The sequence below is a fragment of the Paenibacillus sp. B46(2026) genome, assembly GCF_056786355.1.
In genome coordinates, this window is record NZ_CM165907.1 from 42,264 (window position 1) to 67,417 (window position 25,154).

General features: G+C 48.1%; 22 protein-coding genes. 21 read left to right on the forward strand and 1 reads right to left on the reverse strand.

Translation table 11 applies throughout. The annotated features are described in order from the left end of the window. Window positions 1–23: 23 nt before the first annotated feature. Window positions 24–977 (forward strand): ribose-phosphate diphosphokinase, encoded by a 954-nt coding sequence (locus AC1S8V_RS00205; protein ID WP_017691370.1) that lies wholly within the window; start codon window positions 24–26, stop codon window positions 975–977. Window positions 978–1,276: 299 nt separating this feature from the next. On the opposite strand, the gene AC1S8V_RS00210 is transcribed toward AC1S8V_RS00205, so the two are convergent. Continuing rightward, the gene (locus tag AC1S8V_RS00210) at window positions 1,277–1,477 is read right to left on the reverse strand and encodes a hypothetical protein (protein ID WP_076216763.1); all 201 of its coding nucleotides are present in this window, start codon (window positions 1,475–1,477) and stop codon (window positions 1,277–1,279) included. Window positions 1,478–1,617: 140 nt separating this feature from the next. On the opposite strand from AC1S8V_RS00210, the gene pth reads away from it, so the two are divergent. From pth to nadA, 20 genes are all read left to right on the forward strand, one after another. After that, a complete protein-coding gene (pth, locus tag AC1S8V_RS00215) occupies window positions 1,618–2,178 on the forward strand; it encodes an aminoacyl-tRNA hydrolase (protein WP_482071996.1) in 561 nt (186 codons plus the stop codon). Between the two features lie 99 nt (window positions 2,179–2,277). Further along, window positions 2,278–2,508: an anti-sigma-F factor Fin gene (gene fin / locus AC1S8V_RS00220; RefSeq protein ID WP_017691368.1), complete on the forward strand. Its 231-nt coding sequence runs from the start codon at window positions 2,278–2,280 to the stop codon at window positions 2,506–2,508. A gap of 272 nt (window positions 2,509–2,780) precedes the next feature. Beyond that, window positions 2,781–6,308, forward strand: a complete 3,528-nt coding sequence (mfd, locus tag AC1S8V_RS00225; RefSeq protein WP_482071997.1) for a transcription-repair coupling factor — start codon at window positions 2,781–2,783, stop codon at window positions 6,306–6,308. Further along, the gene (locus tag AC1S8V_RS00230; protein WP_482071998.1) at window positions 6,292–7,440 is read left to right on the forward strand and encodes a peptidylprolyl isomerase; all 1,149 of its coding nucleotides are present in this window, start codon (window positions 6,292–6,294) and stop codon (window positions 7,438–7,440) included. Before mfd ends, AC1S8V_RS00230 begins: the two co-directional genes overlap by 17 nt. Before the next feature lie 322 nt (window positions 7,441–7,762). Then, window positions 7,763–8,305, forward strand: coding sequence for a stage V sporulation protein T (gene spoVT, locus AC1S8V_RS00235; RefSeq protein WP_036606123.1), 543 nt, complete (start codon window positions 7,763–7,765; stop codon window positions 8,303–8,305). A gap of 253 nt (window positions 8,306–8,558) precedes the next feature. After that, the gene (locus AC1S8V_RS00240; RefSeq protein ID WP_482071999.1) at window positions 8,559–10,307 is read left to right on the forward strand and encodes a putative polysaccharide biosynthesis protein; all 1,749 of its coding nucleotides are present in this window, start codon (window positions 8,559–8,561) and stop codon (window positions 10,305–10,307) included. Window positions 10,308–10,456: 149 nt separating this feature from the next. After that, entirely contained in the window at window positions 10,457–11,950 is a 1,494-nt protein-coding gene (gene yabN / locus AC1S8V_RS00245) for a bifunctional methyltransferase/pyrophosphohydrolase YabN (protein ID WP_482072000.1), read from the forward strand. Window positions 11,951–12,259: 309 nt separating this feature from the next. Then, entirely contained in the window at window positions 12,260–12,532 is a 273-nt protein-coding gene (locus tag AC1S8V_RS00250; RefSeq protein WP_017691362.1) for an HU family DNA-binding protein, read from the forward strand. Then, a complete protein-coding gene (locus tag AC1S8V_RS00255) occupies window positions 12,532–12,810 on the forward strand; it encodes an RNA-binding S4 domain-containing protein (RefSeq protein WP_036606120.1) in 279 nt (92 codons plus the stop codon). Before AC1S8V_RS00250 ends, AC1S8V_RS00255 begins: the two co-directional genes overlap by 1 nt. A gap of 175 nt (window positions 12,811–12,985) precedes the next feature. Further along, window positions 12,986–13,270: a sporulation protein YabP gene (yabP, locus tag AC1S8V_RS00260; protein WP_056697424.1), complete on the forward strand. Its 285-nt coding sequence runs from the start codon at window positions 12,986–12,988 to the stop codon at window positions 13,268–13,270. Beyond that, a complete protein-coding gene (yabQ, locus tag AC1S8V_RS00265; RefSeq protein WP_482072001.1) occupies window positions 13,267–13,836 on the forward strand; it encodes a spore cortex biosynthesis protein YabQ in 570 nt (189 codons plus the stop codon). Before yabP ends, yabQ begins: the two co-directional genes overlap by 4 nt. A gap of 12 nt (window positions 13,837–13,848) precedes the next feature. Further along, complete coding sequence (locus AC1S8V_RS00270) at window positions 13,849–14,184, forward strand: FtsB family cell division protein (RefSeq protein WP_458124811.1); 336 nt, start codon at window positions 13,849–13,851, stop codon at window positions 14,182–14,184. 198 nt (window positions 14,185–14,382) lie between these two features. After that, on the forward strand, window positions 14,383–14,913 hold the full coding sequence (locus AC1S8V_RS00275; protein ID WP_017691357.1) for a S1 domain-containing RNA-binding protein: 531 nt from the start codon (window positions 14,383–14,385) through the stop codon (window positions 14,911–14,913). A gap of 479 nt (window positions 14,914–15,392) precedes the next feature. After that, window positions 15,393–17,900, forward strand: coding sequence for a stage II sporulation protein E (gene spoIIE, locus AC1S8V_RS00280; RefSeq protein ID WP_482072002.1), 2,508 nt, complete (start codon window positions 15,393–15,395; stop codon window positions 17,898–17,900). An 85-nt stretch (window positions 17,901–17,985) separates the two neighbouring features. Then, on the forward strand, window positions 17,986–18,738 hold the full coding sequence (locus AC1S8V_RS00285; protein WP_482072003.1) for a VWA domain-containing protein: 753 nt from the start codon (window positions 17,986–17,988) through the stop codon (window positions 18,736–18,738). Then, a complete protein-coding gene (locus AC1S8V_RS00290) occupies window positions 18,722–19,675 on the forward strand; it encodes a serine/threonine protein kinase (RefSeq protein ID WP_482072004.1) in 954 nt (317 codons plus the stop codon). The genes AC1S8V_RS00285 and AC1S8V_RS00290 overlap by 17 nt, the downstream gene beginning before the upstream one ends. Window positions 19,676–19,712: 37 nt before the next feature. After that, window positions 19,713–21,152, forward strand: coding sequence for a tRNA lysidine(34) synthetase TilS (gene tilS / locus AC1S8V_RS00295; protein ID WP_482072005.1), 1,440 nt, complete (start codon window positions 19,713–19,715; stop codon window positions 21,150–21,152). A 52-nt stretch (window positions 21,153–21,204) separates the two neighbouring features. Beyond that, window positions 21,205–21,744 carry a hypoxanthine phosphoribosyltransferase gene (gene hpt / locus AC1S8V_RS00300; RefSeq protein ID WP_458124815.1) on the forward strand — a complete coding sequence of 180 codons (540 nt, stop codon included), beginning with the start codon at window positions 21,205–21,207 and terminating at the stop codon, window positions 21,742–21,744. Window positions 21,745–21,844: 100 nt separating this feature from the next. Next, on the forward strand, window positions 21,845–23,890 hold the full coding sequence (gene ftsH / locus AC1S8V_RS00305; RefSeq protein ID WP_482072006.1) for an ATP-dependent zinc metalloprotease FtsH: 2,046 nt from the start codon (window positions 21,845–21,847) through the stop codon (window positions 23,888–23,890). Window positions 23,891–24,189: 299 nt separating this feature from the next. Next, window positions 24,190–25,128 (forward strand): quinolinate synthase NadA, encoded by a 939-nt coding sequence (gene nadA, locus AC1S8V_RS00310; RefSeq protein ID WP_017691350.1) that lies wholly within the window; start codon window positions 24,190–24,192, stop codon window positions 25,126–25,128. Window positions 25,129–25,154: the final 26 nt, after the last annotated feature.

Genomic DNA, 25,154 nt, shown 5'->3' on the forward strand with positions numbered 1-25,154 from the left:
CCAGCACGGAGGGTTTTTATTTTATGACTTATTTTGATTCGAAATTAAAAATATTTACTTGCAATTCTAACCCCAAGCTCGCCCATCAAATTGCTGATTATATCGGGATTCCTATGGGTGAATCTCATACAACCAGCTTTAGTGATGGTGAGATTCAAGTGAAACTCTCCGAGAGTGTTCGGGGTTGTCACGTCTACATCGTGCAGTCCACTTGCTTGCCGGTTAATGACAACCTGATGGAGATGCTCGTTATGATCGATGCACTTAAACGAGCATCTGCCAAGACGATTAACGTCGTTATTCCTTATTATGGCTATGCAAGACAGGATCGCAAGGCACGTTCGCGTGACCCGATTACAGCGAAACTGGTTGCCAACCTCATCGAAAAAGCGGGTGCAACCCGTGTCATCGCGATGGACCTGCATGCAATGCAGATTCAGGGATTCTTCGACATTCCGGTCGATCATTTGCTCGGAGTGCCGATTTTGGCTCAATATTTCCGGTCGAAACAGATTGAAAATCCAGTTGTTGTGTCGCCTGACCACGGTGGCGTAGTACGCGCACGTAAACTGGCTGATTTCCTGAATGCACCTCTTGCGATTATCGACAAGCGTCGTCCTGAGCCGAATGTCAGCGAAGTGATGAACATTATCGGTAACATCGAGGGTAAAACAGCCATTCTGATTGATGACATTATTGACACGGCAGGAACAATTGTACTGGGAGCGAATGCTCTGATGGAAGGCGGCGTAAAAGAAGTATACGCATGCTGTACTCACCCTGTATTGTCCGGACCTGCGATGGAACGTTTGGAGAATGCACCATTGAAGGAAGTCATCGTAACGGATACCATTCCAATTACGCATGCTAATCCGACAAGCAAACTCAAAGTGTTGTCTGTAGCGCCTTTGCTCGGAGAAGCCATTATCCGGGTTCATGAGGAATTGTCAATCAGCAAGCTGTTTGAAATTGAATAAGGATGTCTGCATAAAGTAGTAGAGGGGTTACGTTTTCCGGTTCAACGGAAAATGTAACCCCTGTCGGCGTGCCGTTTTATTAAAAGTGAAACAGACGCTGGTCAGTCCATATAAGTTTGAACTACTAATTTACACAATAACGGAGAGGGCAGAAAAGATCTGAAGAAGCGAAGCGTTCGCCTTTATCACCGGATTTTCCCTTTGAAAAGGGAATCAAAAAATCTGGGGATAACAGCGATCGGAAGATGTTTCTGCACGCGCAGTGATCCAGTGTAAAATGGTTCGTTCATCTTATATGGTTAATACCCGGGGCGGGAGATAAATCGGAAACGACGCCGATGAAAAAGCGTGTTGGCAATTTCGACGAATTGATTATCGAAACGTGTGATGAGACCAATCTCAATATGGGTGTCGCGGTCGTATACCTGTACAGGTACGTGATATTCGAGATGATAGATAAAATCGCTATGTTGAGTCAGTTGTCCGTTGTCTTCGCGCAAAACCCGCTCACCTTCCTGGGTTGATGAAATAATAACTGTGAATACTACAGTAAATCAGAACTTTACTTTCCTGATATTATATGAAATATAACATTCGAAGTCTATGCCTCACCTCAGGCTAATCCGAAGGAGGGAACAAGATGAAGTGGATTGTCGGACTTGGAAATCCAGGCTCGAACTATGCCAAAACCCGTCATAATATCGGTTTTATGGCACTGGATCGGTTGGCAGATCGTCATAGTATCTCCATTACACAGAGTAAATGTAAGGCGCTGATTGGAGAAGGCAACATTGGCGGCGTGAAAACCGTGCTGATCAAACCAATGACCTATATGAACTTGTCTGGTGAATCGGTTCGAGCATATATGGATTTTTATAAAGTTAGTCTTGAAGATCTGATTGTTGTGTACGACGACATGGATACAGAGATTGGCAAAGTCAGATTGCGTTACCAAGGCAGTGCAGGCGGACATAATGGGATCAAGTCCATTATTCAGCATACCGGTACACAGCAGTTTAACCGGGTACGCATGGGGATATCCCGGCCTGAACCAGGACATGCCATTGTCGACTATGTACTGTCGACATTTATGAAGAAAGAAAAGGAAGCCCTTGAGCAGACCCTTGAGCAAACGTGTGATGCCTTGGAGCATAGCTTGACCCATACGTTTGAACAAACAATGGCGAAGTTCAACGGTTAATTCTGTAAGCCATACTGGTAAATTGATCAAAAAAGACGGGTTCGATTCAGCCCATACTGGACATACTGGACGTATAAACCATGTTCAGGAGGCATAAACATGTCAGTAAATTACGTATGTCGGCATTGCCGTACCTTTATTGGACGAATCGATTCTGCCCGGATAACGGAAGTAGAGCTCGGCTTTCATTTCTTGACCCCCGACGAGCGGAGGGATATAATAGCGTATAATTCCGGTGGTGACATTACCGTTCGGATTACATGTGATTACTGCAAGGAAGCCCTGGAGCACAATCCGGAGCTTAGCCTGCTCGCGAGTCCGCTTCAGTAGACATCGCCTGTAACAGGATCGAATGACAGTTGAGGGCGGTTGCGTAATAACGCTCCACCTTTTATAGCCTTGGCAGCCTGCTGAGGCTTCTTTTCAGTTGGAATGAAAGCCAGCGCTATCTCGAATCAGGCTCAGCCACATCAACAGATGTGGCAATGTTGCGAGTAATCCTTTATGATGAAACAGGACAAAAAGGAATTTGTATCCATTTTAATAGTGATGCTACGCGTATGCGTGAGATAATCAAGTAAGTTATAAGAGAGGTGCCCCTTTTGTTACAAGCACTTATACAGGCTTTTTCCAAAGATCCGGACTTCGGGTCCATTACAGCCGGAATCAAGTCCGGCATGAAAGAGCAATTGGTCTCCGGTTTGTCCGGTTCAGCGCGTCAGATTATGCTGGCTGCTCTGCATCAGGAAATGAACCGACCATTGCTCGTAGTAACGCATAATATGTTTTCAGCTCAAAAAATTGCAGAAGATTTACAGGAAGCGCTTTCACCTGATCAGGTGTTGATCTATCCTGCCAACGAACTTGTCGCTGCTGAAGCTGCTGTTTCCAGCCCGGAAACATTGGGTCAGCGTATTGATGTGTTGGTCCGCTGCGCCCAGGGATTCAGGGGCGTTGTTGTTATTCCTTTTTCCGGCGTAAGACGTTATGTTCCGCTTCCGGAAGTGATGGCCAATGCTAGAATTTTGATTAAACAGGGCAACACACTTCAACTGGATTCCTTCCTGCTGGAGATGGTAAAGCTCGGATACGAGCGTGTGGAGCGCGTAGAATCTCGTGGTGAGATGAGTGTACGCGGAGGCATCATCGATTTCTATCCGGTTACTTCATCGATCGCGTATCGAGTGGAGTTATTTGATGACGAAATCGACTCCATTCGGACATTTGACCCAGCCGATCAGCGTTCAATTGAACGGATTGAAGAGATTACGGTTCTGCCATGCAAGGAGTTAATCGCAGATCGTGAACGGATGGAAAAGGCTGCGGATGCAGCTGCCCTTTTGCTGGACCAACAGCTGGAGAAAATGACGGACCGGCAGGCGAAGCTGCGTCTTCGTGAAGAAATTCACCGGGAGATCGAGCTTTTGCGGGAACACGTGTATTTCTCCGAAATGTATAAATATATTTCTCCGCTCTATCCGGAGAACAAAACGATCTACGACTACATGCCAGAAGATACCATGCTTGTCCTCGATGAGCCTGCCAGACTATCGGAGACATCGAAACAGCTGGACCGTGATGAATCGGAGTGGAACCTGCATTTGATGCAAAACGGAAAAACACTTCCGGATCTTACATTATCCGCAGACGGAGATGAACTCTTGTATGAGCGTCCATTCCAGACGCTGTTTATGTCGATCTTTTTGCGTCAGGTTCCACACACCCAGCCACAAAACATTCTGAACTTTATCAGTCGTGGCATGCAGGATTTCCATGGGCAGATGAATGTACTGAAGGCAGAGATGGAGCGTTGGCAGAAGGCCGGCGTTCAAGTGCTCATGCTGGCGAACGGTGAGGAACGACTGGATCGGATGCGCCGGGTACTGATGGACTATGATATTCCAGAGCCAGAGATGATGATCGGTAACTTGCAAACGGGATTTGAAATGCCGTCCATTCATTTGGCTGTCGTGACCGAGGGCGAGATGTTCTCGCAAAAACAGCGTAAAGTACGCAAACCGATTCGAAATGTAGATAATGCTGAACGGATCAAATCCTATAGCGAGCTAAAAGTGGGCGATTATGTCGTTCACCAGAACCACGGGATTGGTAAGTACCTTGGGATCGGCACCCTCGAGGTTGGCGGTATTCATAAGGACTACATGCATATTCTCTATGCGGGTGGAGACAAACTGTCTGTACCTATTGAGCAGATCGATCTGATTCAGAAATATGTTGGTTCCGAAGAGAAAGAACCGAAAATATACAAGCTGGGTGGCAACGAGTGGACACGGGTTAAAAATAAAGTCCGCACATCCGTACAGGATATTGCTGATGATCTGATCAAGCTGTATGCAGAGCGTCAGACCTCCAAAGGGTTTGGATTCGACAAGGATTCTGCGGAACAGCAGGAGTTTGAGGACATGTTTCCTTACGATGAGACACGTGATCAGGTGCGTGCGATCGAAGAAATCAAGAAGGACATGGAACAAAACCGTCCAATGGACCGTTTATTGTGTGGGGATGTTGGTTACGGCAAAACCGAGGTGGCTATTCGTGCTGCGTTCAAAGCAGCAATTGAAGGCAAACAGGTGGCTGTACTCGTGCCGACAACGATTTTGGCACAGCAACATTTTGAGACATTCCGTGAGCGGTTCTCCGGTTATCCGTTCAACATTCATGTGCTGAGCCGTTTCCGCTCCCGCAAAGAGCAGAATGAAACAGCCAAAGGCATCAAGGCAGGCACAGTGGATATTGTGATCGGGACGCATCGATTGCTGTCACAGGATCTGGTGTTCAAGGACCTGGGACTGCTCATTGTCGACGAAGAACAACGTTTCGGAGTAACCCATAAGGAAAAACTGAAGAAGCTGAAAACGAATGTAGACGTGCTGACGCTGACGGCAACGCCGATTCCGCGTACGCTTCATATGTCCATGCTGGGTGTGCGTGATCTGTCCGTTATTGAGACTCCGCCAGAGAATCGTTTCCCGGTACAGACTTATGTGGTTGAACATAGCCAGGCGCTTGTACGCGAAGCTATTGAGCGTGAGCTGGCACGTGGTGGTCAGGTGTATTACCTCTACAACCGTGTTCAGGGAATTCAGGAGATGGCAGCCGAAATTTCTGAACTTGTGCCTGAAGCCAAAGTTGGTGTGGGACATGGTCAGATGTCGGAAACCGAGCTGGAGAAGACGATTCTGGACTTCCTGGATGGTGAATATGACGTGCTTGTGAGCACAAGTATCATCGAGACCGGGGTAGATATTCCAAACGTAAATACGCTGATCGTACATGATGCAGATAAAATGGGGCTCTCCCAGTTGTATCAGCTGCGCGGACGGGTGGGTCGTTCCAACCGTATTGCGTATGCGTATTTTACGTACCAACGGGACAAAGTGCTTACTGAAGTTGCCGAGAAACGTCTGCAATCGATTAAAGAATTCACCGAACTGGGTTCGGGATTCAAAATCGCCATGCGTGACTTGTCGATCCGTGGTGCGGGAAATCTGCTAGGAGCAGAGCAGCATGGCTTCATCGCTTCCGTTGGGTTCGATCTGTATTCCCAGATGCTCGCCGAGGAGATCAACAAACGTAAAGTTACGATGCTTGGCGAGGAGCCGGTACCTTCCGACCAGTGGAATACAACCCTGGATCTCAGTATCGATGCTTACTTGCCGTCCGATTATATTTATGACAGTATTCAGAAGATTGAGATCTACAAAAAAGTGGCGGTCATTGCCTCCTTCGACGATGCGATGGAATTGGAAGACGAATTGGTTGACCGATTCGGTGATCTTCCAGAGGCCGTCATTAACTTGCTGGCTGTTGCGCGGATGAAAGTATACGGCAAAATCTATGGTGTTGAGTCCATTTCCCAACGCGGTGAGGACATTACTGTGAAGTTCTATGAAGGGCGTGAACGTGCCTTTGAACTTTCGAAAATCGCGCACATTGGAAATCAGTTCGAAAGACGTGTACAATTTGAACAAGGACCCCATATGCTGATTCACGCTAAAGGCAAGGGGCTTGGGGATAAGCAACTGATGGAGCTGGTAGAGAAAGTTCTGGAGTCCATGAAGACTGCTTTTAAATCAAAGGGGGAACTAAAGGATGTTACCAAAGTATAAAAAAGTAGGAAAAGTACTGTCTGTGAGCATGGTCGCAGTACTGTCCTTATCATTGCTTGCTGCTTGCGGCAAGAAGGAAGAAGCGAAAGCACCGGAATCGACAGATACGAGTGCTGTAGTCGCTACGTATGATGGTGGTACCATTACAGCCAATGAATTCGACATGGAGCAACGTGTTATGAAATTCCTGTATCCGGAATATGCGCAAATGATGGATATGGACGATTTCAAGGAGTACCTGGTGAAACAGGAAGTTGCTTATGAATATCTGAGTGGCAAAGCAAGTGAAGAAGCCAAAACAGCAGGTGCCAAAACAGCAACCGAGCAATTCGATAAAATGAAAGCCTCTGTTCAGGCAGATCAATGGACTGAGATGCTGAAAGCTCAGAACCTGACAGACGATAACATTAAAGACTACATGACTCGGATCATGACGGTAATCAAAGACAAGGAAACAGGCGTTACGGAAGATGCCATCAAGGCTGAGTTTGAGAAAAACAAAGATCAATTCACAACGGCGTCCGTTCGTCACGTGCTGATTAACTTCACAGATCCAAAAACGCAAAAAGAGCGTAAAAAAGAAGATGCACTGAAGATTGCAAAAGAAGTAAAAACCAAGTTGGATGGTGGAGCTGATTTTGCTAAAATTGCAAAAGAATATTCCGAAGATCCAGGTTCTGCTGAAAAAGGTGGACTGTATGAAGAAACACCTGTAGGCAGCTGGGTAGATGCGTTTAAAGAAGCTGCAAAAACGTTGCCACTGAACAAAATCAGTGATCCGGTTGAAACAGAGTACGGTTACCACATCATGAAAGTGGAAGCTCGTACAGAAGCGGACTTCGCCAAATTGACGGCTGAACAAAAAGAAAGCCTGAAGAGCCAATTGGCAGCTGCTGAGATCGATACGTTCATGCAAAATGAATTGGACAAAATCGTAAAAGAAGTCAAACTGCCAAAAACAGAAAAAGCTGAAGAAGGTACGACTGAAGGCACAACGGGTACAGGAACTGAAGGAGAGAAAACAACCGAACCAACAACGGATGACTCCACAGGTACGGATACCAAGACTGACCAAGGTACGACTGGAACAGATAAAGATGCAACGACAGATGAAGGTACAAGCAGTAAGTAATATGGCTGTGTTAGCATATTTAAAGGGTTAAATCTGCCTGAATGAATGCTATGTACTACGTATATATGGACAACCATACAGAGAAGCAAGGGGAGGACTTAGGACCTCCTTCTTGCTTCTTCTTGTATTTATTCAAGCTGTATGGGTATATGGCCGCCTTCTTCGAAAGTTACACAACTATATTCTCCGAAGCATGTATAAGGAAATGGGAACAGATGAATACTATGGTCAAGATATCACACTAAACGTTCTGGGACTTTCCTCTACCCATTAAGGAACAGTAGTTGAAAAATCTTCTCGAGAAAGTGGGGCAACATGTGAAATGAAAGCTACTGGTATTGTCCGCCGTATAGATGACCTTGGTCGTGTGGTCATTCCAAAAGAAATCCGCCGTACGTTACGTATTCGTGAAGGTGATCCACTGGAAATTTTCGTGGACCGTGATGGAGAAGTTATCCTTAAAAAATATTCGCCAATTGGTGAGCTTGGTGATTTTGCCAAAGAATATGCAGAATCCCTGTATGAGAGTACAGGCCATGTAACGATGATCTCTGACCGGGATACCATTATCACGGTAGCAGGCGGCTCCAAGAAAGAATATTTGGACAAGCAGGTGGGTCAACTGTTGGAAGGTTGTATGGAAAACAGAAAGACCATTTTGGAAACAAACAACGGTTCTTATGAGCTTAGCAAAGATCATGACGAGACGTTATCCTCTTTTGTTATTGCACCGATTATCTCGGGTGGTGACCCCATCGGAACGGTTATCCTTTTCAATAAGGATGAATCGGTGAAGATGTCTCAGATGGAAGTGAAGATGTCTGAGACGGCTGCTGGTTTCCTTGGCAAGCAAATGGAACAATAGACCGCAGATCAACTCCTGGTGCCCTGTTTTGGGCATACGGGAGTTTTTGCTTTTTAAGGGATAAAGAAGTTGATCCAGATGATTGTGATGGGGAGGGTTAGTCTGTGTGCCTTCAGGCAGGTATAATAGAAAAGTATGCTTAAAATATGTGTTCAAAAAGAACGATTTTCAGTACCGAAGAGATGGGATGAAGCGGACTTTTTGAACAACCTCTTAAAGGATTAGAACACAGGGACATACGCGGGAGGGAATTATGAAACAGCCGTCTACAGGCTCAAGACTGCTACAGGGTGCATTTGTACTTGGGCTTGCCGCCATTATCTCTAAAATTATTGGTGCTTTTCAGAAGATTCCGCTGCAGAATCTGGGGGGAGACGGTGTATTTGGCATCTACAATACGGTGTATCCGTTATATATGCTCATTATCACGCTTGCTGCTGCAGGACTGCCTCTGGCCGTATCCAAATTCGTAGCAGAACAGAATGCACTCGGAAGACCAGACGAGAGCAGAAGGATTATCCGATTATCTTCAGTGTTGCTCGGGGGAATTGGACTGGTCATGGGGCTATTAATGTATGCAGGTGCGCCGATGATCGCTGATCTGATTGGCAATCGCCATGTGGTTCCATCGATTCGCGCAGCTTCCTGGGCTTTGTTGTTTGTACCAGTGATGACAGGGCTACGTGGATATTTTCAGGGTTTGCAACAGATGGTACCGACAGCCGTATCGCAAGTGGTGGAGCAGACGATTCGTGTCACGGTCATGATTGTTCTGCTTCTGTGGTTGATGAGGCGGGATGCTTCGCTCGAAACCATCGCTGCTGGCGCCATGATGGGCTCCGTTGCCGGCGGAATGATTGGACTGCTAACCATGTTAGGGTATGTGGTTCGACATCGGCGGAAAGGCACGGAAGTGGTCACCGAACAATTGGATTCGGAATGGAGCAGTAAAGGCGGAGAGGTTGGATCAGATCGTCATGAGCGTCAGGAGAATAGACCGGTTACGCTGCAGAAGAAAACTGTGGATGCTGTTAAGCCCGCTCGTGCAGAACGGCCACGATCCAACGGGGAATGGATCAGGACGTTGCTCATGTATGCTATTCCGGTCTGTCTCGGGTCGCTGGCCGTACCGCTGATGAATCTGGTGGATACCTTCACTGTTCCACGGCTGCTGCGGGGAGAAGGATTGGATGAGATTCAGTCGATGGTTTCCTTCGGTATCTACAACCGTGGATTGCCGCTGGTTCAACTGGTGACGATGCTAGCCACGTCACTATCTGTGTTGTTTATTCCGGCGATGGCGGAAGCCCGGTTAAAGGGCGGGCCAGAAGCCGTCCGGCAGCAAGCAGGCCTCGCGCTGCGCTGGTTCTGGTTGATCGGCCTGGCGGCGTCCGCGGGTCTGGCGGTGCTGGCGGAGCCGATCAACCGCATGCTGTACGGAGATGCCGCAGGCACCGAAGCACTGCGGTACATGGCGCTGACGGCTGCGGGCAGCACCGTCAGCATTATTGCGGCGGCGCTGCTGCAAGGCCTCGGCGCCGTGCGCGCACCCGCGTTCAGCATGCTGGCCGCCGCAGGCGTCAAGGCGCTGCTGAACGTCATGCTTGTGCCGGCGCTGGGCATCAGCGGCGCGGCCCTGGCAGGCGCAGTCGCCTACATGCTGGCGGCTGGCCTGAATGTGGCGCTGCTGGCGCGACTTGTCGCCCTGCGCCCTGCCCCTGGCGCCGTCCTGGCGAAGCCGGCGCTGGTGATCGCCGCCATGAGTCTGGCGGCGGTAGGCACGGCCTGGGCCGCCGAAGCGGTGCTCGGCGGCATGGGTATTGCGGCCGACCGCAGGCTGGCCGCGATGGGCGTGAGCCTGCTGGGCATTGCCGCAGGCTCGGCCGTGTTCTTGCTGGCGGCGGCCCGGATAGGGCTGCTGACCGCCGCGGAGCTGGCGGCTGTGCCCAAGTTGGGGCCTCGCCTTGCCAAGCTGCTGCACAGACTGCGTGTGCTGCGCTAGCTCCATTCACACGGTGCTACTGCATGTAGCACCGAGAATATGCAATTATAGGATATCGAACGATTCTGGTATAATACGTGTAATTAGTCCTGTTCAGGCACGATGAATCAGTGAGTCTGGACAGGATAGACCGGATGGAGGTTTACATAATGAGTGCAGCTTTAACCGTAGTGGGTCTTGGATCTGGAGATGCAGATCAACTGACCGTAGGTATTATCAAAAAAATGAAACATGCAGCTATGCTGTATGTACGTACCCTGGATCATCCCGTATTGAATGATCTGCAACAAGAGGGGCTGGAGATGACATCATTTGATGCCATCTATGAGGCGAAGTCCTCCTTCCCCGAAGTGTATGATGAGATCGCGAACCAACTGCTAGAAGCCGCTCGCAAGGGTGAGGCCGGAACGGAGATTGTGTACGCTGTACCCGGTCATCCGATGGTAGCAGAAGCAAGTGTACGCCTGCTCAAAGAACGTTGTCCGCAGATGGGTATTTCATTGCGTGTCATGGGTGGAGAGAGCTTCCTGGACGAAGCCTTTATCCGGCTTGGATTCGACCCGATTGAAGGTTTTCAACTCCTGGACGCCAGCAGCCTGAACACAGAACTGGTACAACCACAACTACATACGTTGATCGGACAAGTCTACGATGTGTTCACTGCTTCGGATGTGAAGCTGTGCCTGATGGAGGTCTACCCGGATGATTATCCGGTATTTGTTGGTCACGCGCTGGGTGTACAGGGCCAGGAGGTCATTCACAAGATTCCATTGCACGAACTGGACCGGATCGAAGGGTACGGCAATCTTTCACTGATCTATGTACCGAAGAACACCGATGATGCCCTGCGTCGCCGTTCCTTTGCGCGTTTGCATGAGATCGTCAATATTCTTCGCAGTCCGGGTGGCTGTCCATGGGATCAGGAACAGACGCATCAATCCATTCGCAAAAACCTGATTGAAGAGACCTATGAAGTCATTGAGACAATCGACGAAGATGACCCCGACCATATGAAAGAAGAGCTGGGTGATCTGCTGCTGCAGATTTTATTGCATTCCCAGATGGAAGAAGAGGTTGGCACATTCAATGTGTATGATGTCATCGAAGGCTTGAACGATAAGCTGATTTTCCGTCATCCACACGTTTTTGGTGATCATCAGGCAGAAGATGCGAATGAAGCTCTTCAGAACTGGGAACAGATGAAGGCAGAGGAGAAGAAGCGCAAGGGCCAGGATCAGGAGAAGGTTTCCGTGCTGGACGGCATACCGCGTGACTTGCCTGCATTGATGAAGGGATACAAGCTACAGAAGAAAGCAGCCAAAGTGGGCTTTGACTGGGATGATGTTGAAGGTGTGTTTGCCAAGATCGAGGAAGAACTGGCGGAGTTGAAAGAATCGGTGCAACAAGGTCAGTCTGCGGAAGAACGGAAGCTCGAACTGGGCGATTTATTATTCGCAGCCGCGAACGTCGCTAGATTCATCGATACAGACCCGGAAGAGGCACTTGCTGCGACAAACCGCAAGTTCGTTGGACGGTTCCAGTTCATTGAGGAGCGTCTGCGTGAACAGGGGAGAACGCCAGCAGATAGTAATGTAGAAGAGATGGAGCAATTCTGGCAGGATGCGAAGAAGGCAGGATTATAACAGGTTCAGTTTTCTGGGAAATGACCGATAACCGTATTCCATTCATGCTATGCAGTGTGTTATGATGATACGAACATGTGTTCATCTGTGTAAACTTGGGTTGGTGTTTAGCTACGGATGGTTTCGGGTACTGGTCTTAGACTGTTCCCTGCGGACCATCGACAAAAAGCTAAAAAAAGTCGCGGACCAAGGCAGGATTTCAGATGCCAAGCCAGAATACATGTGTAGTGACCTAACGCGAATCAGCGGCAATCGATGTATTGTCAGGAATCGCAGATACTTTTTTTTCAATTTGGGAGGCTTTTAAAAATGAACAAAACAGATCTGATTAACAACATTTCAACCAAAAGTGGTTTGACTAAAAAAGACGTTGAGTCCGTATTAAACGGCTTTTTGGGAGAAATTACAGATGCGCTTGCCAGCGGAGACAAAGTACAATTGATCGGCTTTGGCACTTTTGAGACCCGCAAACGTTCCGGTCGTACCGGACGTAACCCACAAACAGGGAATGAAATCGTGATTCCTGAGTCCACTGTTCCTGCATTCAAAGCAGGCAACAAACTTAAAGAAGCCGTAAAATAATGCGTCTTGATAAATTCCTGAAGGTCTCCCGGCTAATCAAACGCCGCACTGTGGCCAAGGACGTCTCTGAACAGGGACGTGTTCTGGTGAACGGACGTGAAGCAAAGCCCAGCGCCGCTGTTAAAGTAGGCGATGAGCTGACGGTTCAGTTCGGTCAGAAACTGGTCACCGTGAAGGTGGAACGAATTGCCGAGAGCACCAAGAAGGATGAGGCGAGCAGCCTCTACACCTTGGTTAAGGAAGAGCCGATCGCCAAGGATAACGGGATGAACTGGTAACAGTACATCTGATATGATTGTATATTCATTCAATGCAAGTTGAATCGAAACGTCCTCCTGTAACCGGGAAGGGCGTTTTTGTTTTCACCAGATAGCGGGTTATTTGTTCAACAACGCTGGTTCTATTCCAACCCCCACACCCATAAGCTAGGTGTAAGAAGGAGGGGTACATGCCATGGTTGAGCACGGTAAGGCCAAACAGCATCATCTGAGCATGCAGAATCGGAAACTGCTGGATCTAACGGGTGTCTCCAACGTGGAGAGCTTCGACAGTGAGGAATTTTTGCTGCAGACTGAACTTGGGCATCTGACCATCCGGGGGCACAATTTACATATCAAAAACCTGAGCCTGGAGGAAGGTCTGTTATCCATTGAAGGCACAGTCAGTTCGCTCCAATATCTGGACCCCGGTTCCCAGTCCAAAAACAGTAAAGGCCTGTTTGGCAAGATGTTCCGATGAGTCCGGATACTCAATGGATCACATTGATGTGGATGCTTACTTCGGGGGTCGTGATGGGAATGGCCTATGACAGTTACCGGGTACTGTCCGGACAGCTGCGGTTTCCGAGATGGAGTATTCACACGCTCGATCTGTTGTACTGGGTTGCTTCCGCGCTGTTCGTTTTTCGGATGCTATACGCCGGAAACCACGGACAGTTGCGGTTTTATGTCTTTTTGGGGCTGATTATAGGGGTTTGCTTCTATTTTTGGCTTTTAAGTGTTACAACCCAGCGTTTTGTGGTAATGTTAATTAAACTCGCAAGAACGCTGATTCATTGGTGTGGACATATCCTTAACATCCTGATCGTTATGCCGGCTAAGGGGATCTATAAGTTAATTCGCGTATTATTAGGTTTTGTAATTGCGATACTAATATTCCTGGGCAAGCTGGTGCTGCAATGTTTGGTACCTTTCGGCAAGTTGTTCCGCTGGATGTTTAGGCCGCTCCTGAGACATTGGGTAACGCCGCATTGGATGATCCGTGTGGGTACAAAAATTGCAGCGATGTGGAAACGCTGGTTTTAAGGAGGTCTGATAATGGGTAAAACACCTGTGGGCAGATCTAAGGCTCCAACTAACCAAGGAAAATCTGCCGGTGCACGAAGGCGCCTCATGCTTTGGATGACGTTTATGATTGTATTTGTAGTATGGGCAGGATATACATTCCTTGTGCAGAATGCACAAATTTCGGACAAGAGTTCTCATCTGGCTACTCAGCAAGCTTCAAAGGAAGATACGTTGAAGAAGCTGGAGCAGTTGAAGTACGAAGTCAGCCGGTTGAATGACCCAGAATACATAGGACAGCTGGCACGAAAAAAAGGATATTATCTTCCTGAGGAAACGCCGATCCAGGTTGAAGAGTCAGGGAACTGATGGAATTCGGTCCATTACCGAGCTAGGTTTGTTATCCGTGTGTCTGAAGCCGTTAAACCGGAAAAAATAGGCTCTCTGATGGGGTAGTGTTCAGTTGACCTTGGTTTATGGCATAAGGTATAATTACATTAGCGCAGCATTGATTTTGGCATTCAAAAAATCGGGTTGTATATTTTTAAGGGAGGATCATTTTATTCTATGGCAATTGAAGTGGGCACCAAGTTAGAGGGCAAGGTGACAGGAATCACGCATTTTGGAGCATTTGTGGATCTGTCAGGAGGTGTCACGGGTCTCGTTCACATCTCGGAAATCGCCGACAATTACGTCAAAGATGTCAACGATCACCTGAAGCTGAATGACCTCGTTACAGTGAAGGTTATCAACGTTGACAAGGATGGCAAGATCGGACTTTCCATTAAGCAAGCTGTTGACAAACCGGTTGAGCAACAAACACAATCCAGACCCCCGAGAGCTCCCAGACCGGAACGCAGTGGAGGAGATCGCGAACGATTCAGCGGCGGAGGCCCAAGTGGTGGCCAAGGTCGTGGTGGTGGCGGCGGTGGATTTAACCGTGGTGACCGCGGAGGCCGTTCTTTCAAGCCCGCAGCAGGCAAACCTTCATTTGAGGATAAAATGTCACGCTTCCTGAAAGATAGTGAAGAGCGGATCTCTTCGCTTAAGAAGAACACAGAAGGCAAACGTGGAGGCCGCGGAGCCAAGCGTGTGTAATCTGTCTCAACCTGATCTAAACATATAAGTAAAACCGTTAGCCCATGGGCTAACGGTTTTTTGCGTTTGCGTTTACTTTTGCAGATGAGCGGTGGAATAGCTTTTTTTGTAAGGTGAAGCTCCATATCCCCAGTTTTTCTGCACGGCAAAATGGAACTATAAGAACATTTGTCGTCTACCATTTTTTACCGACAGGTTTCCGTGGCATTCCACAGCTATCCTGCTCAAATGATGGCGAGACCAAACCATCTCCGGTTCAAAATCAGACATTCCGATTGTCGGAATCAAGTAGGAGAATGAATGAAACCACAACAAGGCCGGGGGTTTCGCTCCACCGCGCCAGGCTCGTTTCTTTTGTCGTAAACTTTTTGGACCCTGCCCACCTATTCTGACAAACTACGTCTTCTAATCTATCTATAATCAGAACCATCGAGAACGAAACACGAAAATTCAAATTAATCGAATGGGGTGCCTTGAGGATGATGGAAAAGTGGAATGTCATTCAATTTCCGGGAATGAAAGCAGGTAAAGGAGGTACGGAAGCTCGGGAGGAGCTGTCGGTACGTCTGAAACAATGGCTTGGCTCCCGCAAGGCTGTCCAGATGGTTGCTTCCCGCAAATGGGTACTGCTGCTCACGTTTATGGGATTTCTGCTCGGAAAGGCGATGATTCTGAATGAGTTATCTCCCTTTGCCATTGCCTACTTCGCCGTAATTGCTTTCATGCGCAGGGATTACATCATACCGGTAGGAGCTGCTCTACTCGCAGGCAGTCTCTTTGCACCGTTTCCAGTACCGCTTATTGTCGCATCGGAGATCGCCATCTTCTATCTGCTCTTCCGGGGACTGGAGTCATATGATCGTGCTGAATTATCTTATGCGCCGACGATGGTGTTTACCACTACATTTATGGTCAAATTATTCGCCGTCGTGATCGGGCCGTCTTTCAGCTGGTACGCCATGCTGATGCTCACGATGGATTCCGTATTAAGTTTCGTGCTCACGCTTGTTTTTATACAAGCCATCCCGATCTTCACCTACCGCAAAAAAAAGTTCAACCTAAAGAACGAGGAGATCCTCTGCCTGATCATATTGCTCGCTTCCGTTATGACGGGAGCCGTAGGCTGGACAATTCAGTCCTTGTCCGTCGAGCATATGCTCTCCCGTTATCTCATTCTGATCTTTGCGCTGGTGGGCGGAGCCCCCCTCGGAGCTTCGGTTGGGGTCATTACCGGCTTGATTCTGAGTCTGGCTGACATGTCAGCGGTGTATCAGATGAGCCTGCTTGCTTTTGCCGGAATGCTGGCGGGTATGCTTCGAGAGGGCAAACGTGCGGGGGTTGCGTTGGGCATGCTATTGGGTTCGTCCATTCTCTCCATATACTTGGGCGGTCCAGGTGATGTGATGAATTCATTATGGGAGACCTGTGCAGCTATCGTACTATTCATGTTGACACCTAAGAGCCTGCTGACGGCGATATCCAAATATGTACCGGGTACGCAGGATCATACGAAGTCCCAGCATGAGTATGCCAAACGTATACGAGATATCACGGCAGAGCGGGTAACCCGGTTCTCGCAGGTATTCCGTCAATTGTCACGCAGCTTTGATCAGATGTCCGGTGCGGGGGAGCCGGTACAGAAAGAAGGTGGAATGGATCATTTCATGAATGCGGTTGCCGAGGGCACATGTGCAAGCTGCTTCAAGCGTGCGCAATGCTGGGATGCGAAGTTTATTCAAACCTACAAATATATGACGGACGTGATGAGCACCATTGAAGGGAATCCGGAGATATCAGGCAAGCAGATTCCAGTGGAATGGAACAGGGTGTGTGCGAAACCGGAAGAGGTCCTTGAAGTCATGCGTGCCCAGTATGGGTTGCATCAACATAATATGCAATGGAAGCGCCAGATTATCGATAGCAGGCAGCTGGTTGCAGAGCAATTGTCCGGTGTATCTCAGGTCATGGAGGACCTGGCAAAAGAAATTCAGCGGGAAAGTGAGGAGATGGTGCAACAGGAGGAACAGATTCGGGACGCACTGGAGTCACTGGGGCTGTCCATTCACTCCATTGAGATCATCAATCTGGAAGCGGGCAATGTGGAAATTGAGATTGTACATGCATACACACGCGGATTCGATGAATGCCGGAAAATGATTGCTCCGCTGATCTCGGATGTATTGGACGAGCATATCGCCGTCTTGCATGAAACCATGACCGATCCTCGTCAGGGACTGGCAACCGTCACATTTGGTTCGGCCAAAACCTTCGAGGTCACCACGGGTGTTGCTGCTGCTGCCAAAGGGGGAGATGTGATGTCAGGGGACAGCTTTAGCACGGTTGAGTTAGGCAATGGTACATTCGCGGTGGCGCTTAGTGATGGAATGGGCAATGGGGAACGGGCACGCATGGAGAGCAGTGCAGCTCTGAATATACTGGAACAGTTATTACAGTCGGGCATGGACGAGAAACTGGCGATCAAATCCGTGAACTCCGTTCTGATGCTGCGCTCACCTGAAGAGATGTATGCTACAGTCGATATGGCGCTGATTGATGAGTATACGGCGGAGACAACTTTTATGAAGATCGGATCAACACCAAGTTTTATCAAACGTGGACAGGAGGTTATTCAAGTCTCAGCCAGCAATTTGCCAATCGGTATTATTAAGGATATTGAAGTGGATCTGGTGACGGTACAGCTTCAGCCAGGGGACATTCTGATCATGATGACGGATGGCATCTATGATGCACCGGGGTATGCGGTGAACAAAGAGTTATGGATGAAACGGCTCATTCAAGAGATTGATACAGAAGATCCACAAGATTTGGCTGATTGTCTGCTTGAGAGTGTCATAAGATATCAGCAGCATGAAATTTTGGATGATATGACCGTTGTTGTTGGAAAAGTAGAGCATTTCCGCCCTGAATGGGCCACACTGCGTGTGCCTGGCATCAACCGGATGGAACGTCCACGGACTGTCAGTTAATTGCATATTCTTCTGTTTGAAGTCTCTTCATTCTGGCAATGCTAGTCATAGAGTTGGAGAGTAACGAATAACGGAGGGATATCGGATGAAACAAATCTTATTGATCACCGACGGTTGTTCCAATGTAGGACCAAGTCCGGTGCTGGCAGCGGCCGAAGCGCAGGAAGAGGGGATTACGGTTAATGTGGTTGGCGTGATTGATTATGGAACTATTGGTGAGCTGGGCAGCCGGGAGATTGAGGATATTGCCAGAGCCGGAGGTGGAATCAGCCAGATTGTAGGTACACGGCAGCTTGCCCATACCATGCAGATGATGACAAGGAAAACGGTGGTTCAGACGATTCAGCAGGCGGTTAATAGAGAGTTAACACAAATTTTGGGAGAGAAGGAGCCCAAAACGGTAACCGATCTGGAACCCGCACAACGCGCCCGGGTCGTGGAAGTGATGGATGATATGGCTGAAACTACAGCGTTACAGGTTATACTGCTGATTGACGTAAGTGCCAGCATGAAGCCCAAACTGGCTGCAGTAGAAGAAGGTATTCGCGATTTAATGCTAAGTTTGCAGGCGCGTATAGGTCAGAGCAAGCTTGCCGTATTTCATTTTCCGGGACGACACAGTGGAGAAGATGCGGTAATGGATATTGACTGGACAACGGATCCAGGCCGTGTTCGGTCCCTGTTTGGACGTTTGCAGATGAAGGGTGCAACGCCAACAGGTCCTGCAATTCAGAAGGTGATTGATTTTTACCGTTATGGTACACTGGAGGAACAGCAGGAAATAGAAGGGAACTATCGCATTGAAAGAGAAGGGATGCTCGGTGACAACGTTGTCTGACGCCTCTTTCCCGCCAGGAACAGTGGTTACAGGGAAATGGAATCGCAGTCGTTACACGATTCGGAAGCTACTGGGCAAAGGAGCCAATGGCATCGTTTTTCTTGTCCAACGGGGTGAAAATGGCAAACATTACGCGCTTAAAATGGGATTTGACCCAGTTGATCTGCAGTCTGAAGTCAATGTGCTCAAATCTTTTCAACTACAGCGTAATCATGAGGCCCTTCGGCAGAGCGGCATTCCTTCCTATCTTAAAGATGTGGATGATTATGCCGTTCGTGGCCGGGATATTCCCTTTTATGTGATGCGTTACGTTCGAGGTGAGGCTCTTCATCACTTCATTCGGCATCAGGGGACAGACTGGACACTTCTGGTTGGACTTAGACTCTTGCAGAAGCTGGCACAGTTGCATCAGGCGGGATGGGTGTTCGGTGATCTCAAGCCTCAGAATGTTTTGGTATCGGAATATGGACATGTGGAATTGATCGACTACGGCGGAGTTACGTCTATTGGTCGAAGCGTCAAGCAGTTCACCGAATGGTATGATCGAGGCTTCTGGAATGCGGGCAGCCGTACAGCAGATGGTACCTATGATGTGTTTGCTTTTGCATTATTGTTGATTCATGTACTTGAAGCAGATGCGCTCAAGGCACTGGCAGCAGAAGGATTACCGCAACTGCGAAGTGTGAATCAGCTCGTAGCGCTGGTGGAGCGCAGTGAACGACTGGGTCCTTTTCGCAATTGGACGATTCAGGCATTACGAGGTCAGTTTCGTGATGCAGGTCATGCGGCACAAGGGTGGAAGGAAATGATGGCGCGTCCCACGCCTCTTCGCCGTCGTTCCAAGAGTACAACACCGCGCTGGCTTAAGAACGCATTCGCTGTATCTGTGATATTACTTATTGGAGTGCTCATCTATGCACTCGTTTCTAATCTGTGAGAGTGCATATACATAACGCAAGGAATGAGGAACAGGTATGGAGGCTTTACGCTGGAACATGCTGGTGAAGAACGTGCTGGATGCAGCGGAAGAGCATCAGTTATGGGTTCCCGGGGATCGGATTGTCGTCGCAGTATCGGGCGGGCCGGACTCGGTGGCTTTTTTGCATATCATGCATGAGATCAGCAAGCGGCATGTCCCGCTTGAATTGATCTGTGCCCATGTGCATCATGGTTTCCGGACCGAATCTGATGATGAAGCGGAGAAAATGATGGAACTGGCACAGCAGCTTGGGATTGCATTTGAATGGACCAAGGCCGATGTTCCTTCATATATGGAGCTGACGGGTCAAGGACCACAGGAGGCGGCCCGCAACAAGCGATATGCCTTTCTGCACGAAGTAGCTACCCAATATAATGCGGCAAGCATCGCTTTGGCACATCATGCGGATGATCAGGCGGAGACGGTCATGCTTCATTTGCTCCGTGGAACCGGCTTGTCGGGACTCGCAGGAATGAAGTTTAAAAGACGAGAAAAAAATGTGGAACTTATTCGTCCATGCCTTCGTATAAACAAGACAGACCTTGTAGAAGCTTGTAATACCCAGGGTTTTATGTATTTCAATGATGAGAGCAACGCCCTGCGTAAATATCGGCGTAATGCCATTCGCTTGGATGTGCTTCCTTTTTTGGGGCAGTATAATGGACAACTCACGCCGTCATTGAATCGGCTTGCCGAAATTGTGGGTGATGAAGACGATTTCATGGAGCAGAGTGCATATGACACATACAGGTGTCTAGTGCAGGTGAACGGCGGAAGGCAAACCTTTGAGGTGCCTTCCTTCTTGAAGTTACATGTCGCTTTACAACGAAGGTTGATTAAACTAATATTGAATTATCTGCCTTTGGACAGTGATTTTGTCGACTTTACCCGTATAGAAACCATTCGACGCAAGGTCATGGAGACCCATGTGTCGACCTGGAGCCTGGATATAGGACAGACACTCGCCTGCACTCGGGAGTATAATCTGATTTCTTTTGGCATACGGACGGACGTACAGGATCAATCTTACGAGTATCGTCTTGCGCAATGGAGTGGAACTTATGAGCTTTCACTCACCCCAATCAACCGGTATATTCGGTTGATGACGGTGAGTCCCGAGGACTATCATGTACCGGAATCGGCGGATCAAGCCGCGTTTGATGCGGATCAACTGCTTATGCCGCTGGTTGTGCGTTCACGGTTACCTGGAGATACCATGAAAGTAATGGGATTAAACGGAAGCAAAAAGGTGAAAAATATTTTCATCGATGAGAAAATCCCCCCATCTGTCCGTCCACGTATTCCTGTGGTATGTGATGGAGCAGGTCATATCATCTGGTTACCGGGTGTTCGACGGTCCAATGTGGCTCCTGTCAGGGAGGGCACTTCCGCAATCCTGTACATGACTGTAGGCGATTCAGCGATTCAGGGGTAGTGGTTATGGTTCAGGTAAGGCTTTCATAGTATAACTTAGGAGGTTCGCACAGTTGCAGAACGACATTCAGGAAGTATTGATCAGTGAAGAAGAAATTCAGAGTAAAGTCAAGGAATTAGGCGCAACACTAAGTGCCGAATATGCAAACCGCAATCCTTTGGTCATTTGTGTGCTCAAGGGTGCGTTTATATTTATGGCTGATTTGGTTAAAAACATAACGGTACCTGTCGAAATGGATTTTATGGCGGTATCCAGTTACGGCGCTTCCACCAAGTCATCAGGTGTTGTCAAAATCATTAAGGATCTGGATGTGTCCGTTGAAGGACGGGAAGTTCTGATTGTCGAAGATATTATCGACAGCGGACTCACACTCAGCTATCTGATTGAACTGCTAGAAAACCGCGGTGCCGAATCGGTGCGTGTGGTTACGCTGTTCGACAAGCCTTCAGGCCGTAAAGTTGAGTTGGAAGCTCATTATACAGGCTTTGACATTCCTGACGCGTTCATCGTTGGTTACGGTTTGGATTTTGCGGAGAAGTACCGGAACCTGCCCTATATCGGGATTTTGAAGCCGGAAGTATACACTAGCTAATATCCTGCCCGACCCAAGCCTTGAGCTGTTCATGGCTTCTGTTGAGAAGCCATGTCGGGCTATGTTAAAATAATTAAAGTGTCTCGAGAGGAGGTAGGGGATGAATCGGTTCATCCGGAATTCTGGTTTTTATTTGATTCTTTTTTTAGTTGTGGTGGGGATAGTCCAGTTCGTCAGCAATGGCGGCGAAGCCACCGATAATCCTAGATATGATCAGTTGCGTGCAGCGATCAAAGCCAACAATGTCTCTGAATTGACGGTTCAATTCAACGGTCAAACGTATCTCGTGACCGGTCAATACAAGAAGGCACCTGATGGCGCCAAATCAGAAAATTTCTCAACGTATATTCCTCCTACGGATGAGGCAATTAGTGAGCTTGTAGCTGCAAGTGAAACTAACAATTTCCAATATCATCAGGAGCCAATGAAAGGTGACAGCATCTGGTTGACGTTGCTGACTTCCTTTATTCCTTTGATCATTATGTTCCTGCTGTTCTTCTTCCTGTTTAATCAGGCTCAAGGCGGCGGCGGTAAAGTAATGAACTTTGGTAAAAGCCGTGCTCGTCTCTATAACGAAGAGAAGAAGCGGGTTACATTTGAAGATGTTGCGGGTGCTGACGAAGAGAAACAGGAACTTGTTGAGGTTGTAGATTTCCTCAAGGATCCTCGGAAATTCGCAGCAGTAGGTGCACGGATTCCTAAGGGCGTATTGCTCGTAGGGCCTCCAGGTACCGGTAAAACATTGCTCGCTCGTGCCGTAGCCGGTGAAGCGGGTGTACCATTCTTCACTATTTCAGGTTCCGACTTCGTGGAAATGTTCGTCGGTGTCGGTGCATCACGTGTACGTGATTTGTTCGAAAATGCGAAGAAAAATGCCCCATGTATCATCTTTATCGATGAGATTGATGCTGTAGGGCGTCAGCGTGGTGCTGGTCTCGGTGGTGGTCACGATGAACGTGAACAGACACTCAACCAGTTGCTCGTTGAGATGGACGGATTCGGAGTTAACGAAGGTATTATCATCATAGCAGCAACGAACCGTGCAGATATTTTGGACCCTGCCTTGCTGCGTCCAGGACGTTTTGACCGTCAAATTACGGTTGACCGCCCTGATGTAAGAGGTCGTGAAGCTGTCCTGAAAGTACATTCCCGTAATAAACCACTGACCAAAGATGTGAAGATGGATATTATCGCGAAGCGTACAACAGGTTTCTCTGGTGCAGATTTGGAAAATCTCTTGAACGAAGCGGCATTGCTTGCAGCACGTCGTAACCGTAAAGATATTTCGATGAAAGAAGTTGACGAAGCGATTGACCGTGTCATCGTAGGTACGGAGAAGAAAAGCCGTGTCATCAGTGATCGCGAGAAACGAATCGTTGCTTATCACGAAGCAGGTCATACCATTGTAGGATACTTCCTCGAACATGCTGATATGGTACATAAAGTGACCATTATTCCGCGCGGACGTGCGGGTGGATATGTAATCATGTTGCCAAAAGAAGACCGTATGCTGGTTACCAAACAGGAACTGTTGGATAAAGTAACCGGACTCCTCGGAGGTCGTGTAGCTGAAGAATTGTTCATCGGAGAAATTGGTACTGGTGCATACAGTGACTTCCAGCAAGCGACAGGTATTGTTCGCAGCATGGTTATGGAATACGGTATGAGTGAGAAATTGGGACCTATGCAATTCGGAAGTTCACAAGGACAGGTATTCCTTGGTCGGGATATCGGTCATGAACAGAATTACTCGGATTCCATCGCTTATGAGATTGATCAGGAAATGCAACGCTTTATCAATGATTGTTACGAGAAATGTAAGGACTTGCTCGTTAAACATTCAAAAGAGATGCATCTGATCGCTCAAACTTTGCTTGAGGTTGAGACTTTGGAAATGGATCAGATCAAGCAATTGATCGAGACAGGTTCGTTAACGCCAAAAGCAGAGAATGACAATGATGGTGAAGGTACGCCAACTGAAGGCGGAGAGCCAATCATCGACAACATCGGTGATGTGCGTGTCCGCATTCAAGGTAAAGATGAAACGCCTGAGCCACCAGCCGGAGATATTCCAAACGAAGCTCCGAATCTGGAAAAGGGTAATAACAACAACCCGGATGATGGCGGAACGAAGCCAACGTCTTAATGCATAATACATCTGGCTATGGTAGCAGGTGAAATCAAGAGAGCCCTCGGGCTCTCTTTTTTTGTCCATTATTTTAAAAGAGGATAGATAAAGATAAACGGGAGTTAGATGGCGATCCAGTTAGCAAACGGGTGGTTACAGCGCTGTTCTGGACCTTTTTCATTTATTGACAGAGTCGTGAACGTTGTGTAAATTAGTTGTTAAACCGCTTGTGATTCGTTTCTCAAGCGAAGATAACGACTTAGGTTAGCCCTACGAAACAGCGCATGACGCTGTCCCGATAAAGGAGAGGATCACAGGTGGAAGCTCTGGCTTTAGAGCGCAAGGCTGAGATGAACCGCGAGCTACGTGAGCGGCTGATGGAATTGAAGAAGGAACGTAATGCCATTATTCTTGCCCATTATTATCAACGTGATGAGGTCCAGGAGGTTGCTGACTTCCGTGGAGACTCGTTTCTGTTAGCCCAGAAGGCAGCACAAACCGATGCGGATGTGATCGTTTTCTGTGGTGTTCATTTTATGGGTGAAAGCGCTAAAATTCTGGCGCCGAACAAAACAGTTATTATCCCGGATGAGCGTGCGGGTTGCCCGATGGCAGATATGGTGAATGTGGATGGACTACGCAAATTGAAGGCACAACACCCTAACGCCAAGGTGGTTACTTATATCAATTCCTCGGCTGAGATTAAGGCAGAAACTGACATCTGTTGTACTTCAGCGAATGCGGTCCGGGTTATTCAATCAGTGGATTCCGACGAAATTATCTGGGTACCGGATAAAAACCTGGGACATTATGTGCAGCAGCATACAGACAAGAAAATGATTATCTGGGAAGGTTACTGCAACACTCATGATATGCTCACAGTCAAAGATGTGGTGGAGATGAGAGCCAAGCATCCGAATGCAGAGTTTGTTGTCCATCCAGAGTGTCGCCCTGAGGTTGTAGAAATGGGTGATTTTGTAGGCAGTACAACAGCCATTCTGGAGTATTGCAAAAATTCATCAGCGAAGGAATTTATCGTAGGTACCGAAGATGGTACAGGATATCAGCTTCGTCTGGATAGTCCGGATAAACAGTTCCATTTTGCTACCAAGTTCCTCGTATGTCCCAACATGAAAGTTAACAACTTGAAGAAACTGGTGAAATGCCTGGAAACGATGAAGCCGCAAATCTACGTGCCACCGGCCGTTGCCGACAAAGCCAGAGAATCACTAGAGCGCATGTTGTTGGTAAAGTAGGTGCGCTACTCTTGCTCCAAGACAGG

Coding starts and splice junctions, on each gene's coding strand:
- AC1S8V_RS00205 (WP_017691370.1), top strand. CDS start 24: ATGACTTATTTTGATTCGAAATTAAAAATATTTACTTGCAATTCTAAC.
- pth (WP_482071996.1), top strand. CDS start 1,618: ATGAAGTGGATTGTCGGACTTGGAAATCCAGGCTCGAACTATGCCAAA.
- fin (WP_017691368.1), top strand. CDS start 2,278: ATGTCAGTAAATTACGTATGTCGGCATTGCCGTACCTTTATTGGACGA.
- AC1S8V_RS00230 (WP_482071998.1), top strand. CDS start 6,292: ATGTTACCAAAGTATAAAAAAGTAGGAAAAGTACTGTCTGTGAGCATG.
- spoVT (WP_036606123.1), top strand. CDS start 7,763: ATGAAAGCTACTGGTATTGTCCGCCGTATAGATGACCTTGGTCGTGTG.
- AC1S8V_RS00240 (WP_482071999.1), top strand. CDS start 8,559: ATGAAACAGCCGTCTACAGGCTCAAGACTGCTACAGGGTGCATTTGTA.
- yabN (WP_482072000.1), top strand. CDS start 10,457: ATGAGTGCAGCTTTAACCGTAGTGGGTCTTGGATCTGGAGATGCAGAT.
- AC1S8V_RS00250 (WP_017691362.1), top strand. CDS start 12,260: ATGAACAAAACAGATCTGATTAACAACATTTCAACCAAAAGTGGTTTG.
- AC1S8V_RS00255 (WP_036606120.1), top strand. CDS start 12,532: ATGCGTCTTGATAAATTCCTGAAGGTCTCCCGGCTAATCAAACGCCGC.
- yabP (WP_056697424.1), top strand. CDS start 12,986: ATGGTTGAGCACGGTAAGGCCAAACAGCATCATCTGAGCATGCAGAAT.
- yabQ (WP_482072001.1), top strand. CDS start 13,267: ATGAGTCCGGATACTCAATGGATCACATTGATGTGGATGCTTACTTCG.
- AC1S8V_RS00270 (WP_458124811.1), top strand. CDS start 13,849: ATGGGTAAAACACCTGTGGGCAGATCTAAGGCTCCAACTAACCAAGGA.
- AC1S8V_RS00275 (WP_017691357.1), top strand. CDS start 14,383: ATGGCAATTGAAGTGGGCACCAAGTTAGAGGGCAAGGTGACAGGAATC.
- spoIIE (WP_482072002.1), top strand. CDS start 15,393: ATGATGGAAAAGTGGAATGTCATTCAATTTCCGGGAATGAAAGCAGGT.
- AC1S8V_RS00285 (WP_482072003.1), top strand. CDS start 17,986: ATGAAACAAATCTTATTGATCACCGACGGTTGTTCCAATGTAGGACCA.
- tilS (WP_482072005.1), top strand. CDS start 19,713: ATGGAGGCTTTACGCTGGAACATGCTGGTGAAGAACGTGCTGGATGCA.
- ftsH (WP_482072006.1), top strand. CDS start 21,845: ATGAATCGGTTCATCCGGAATTCTGGTTTTTATTTGATTCTTTTTTTA.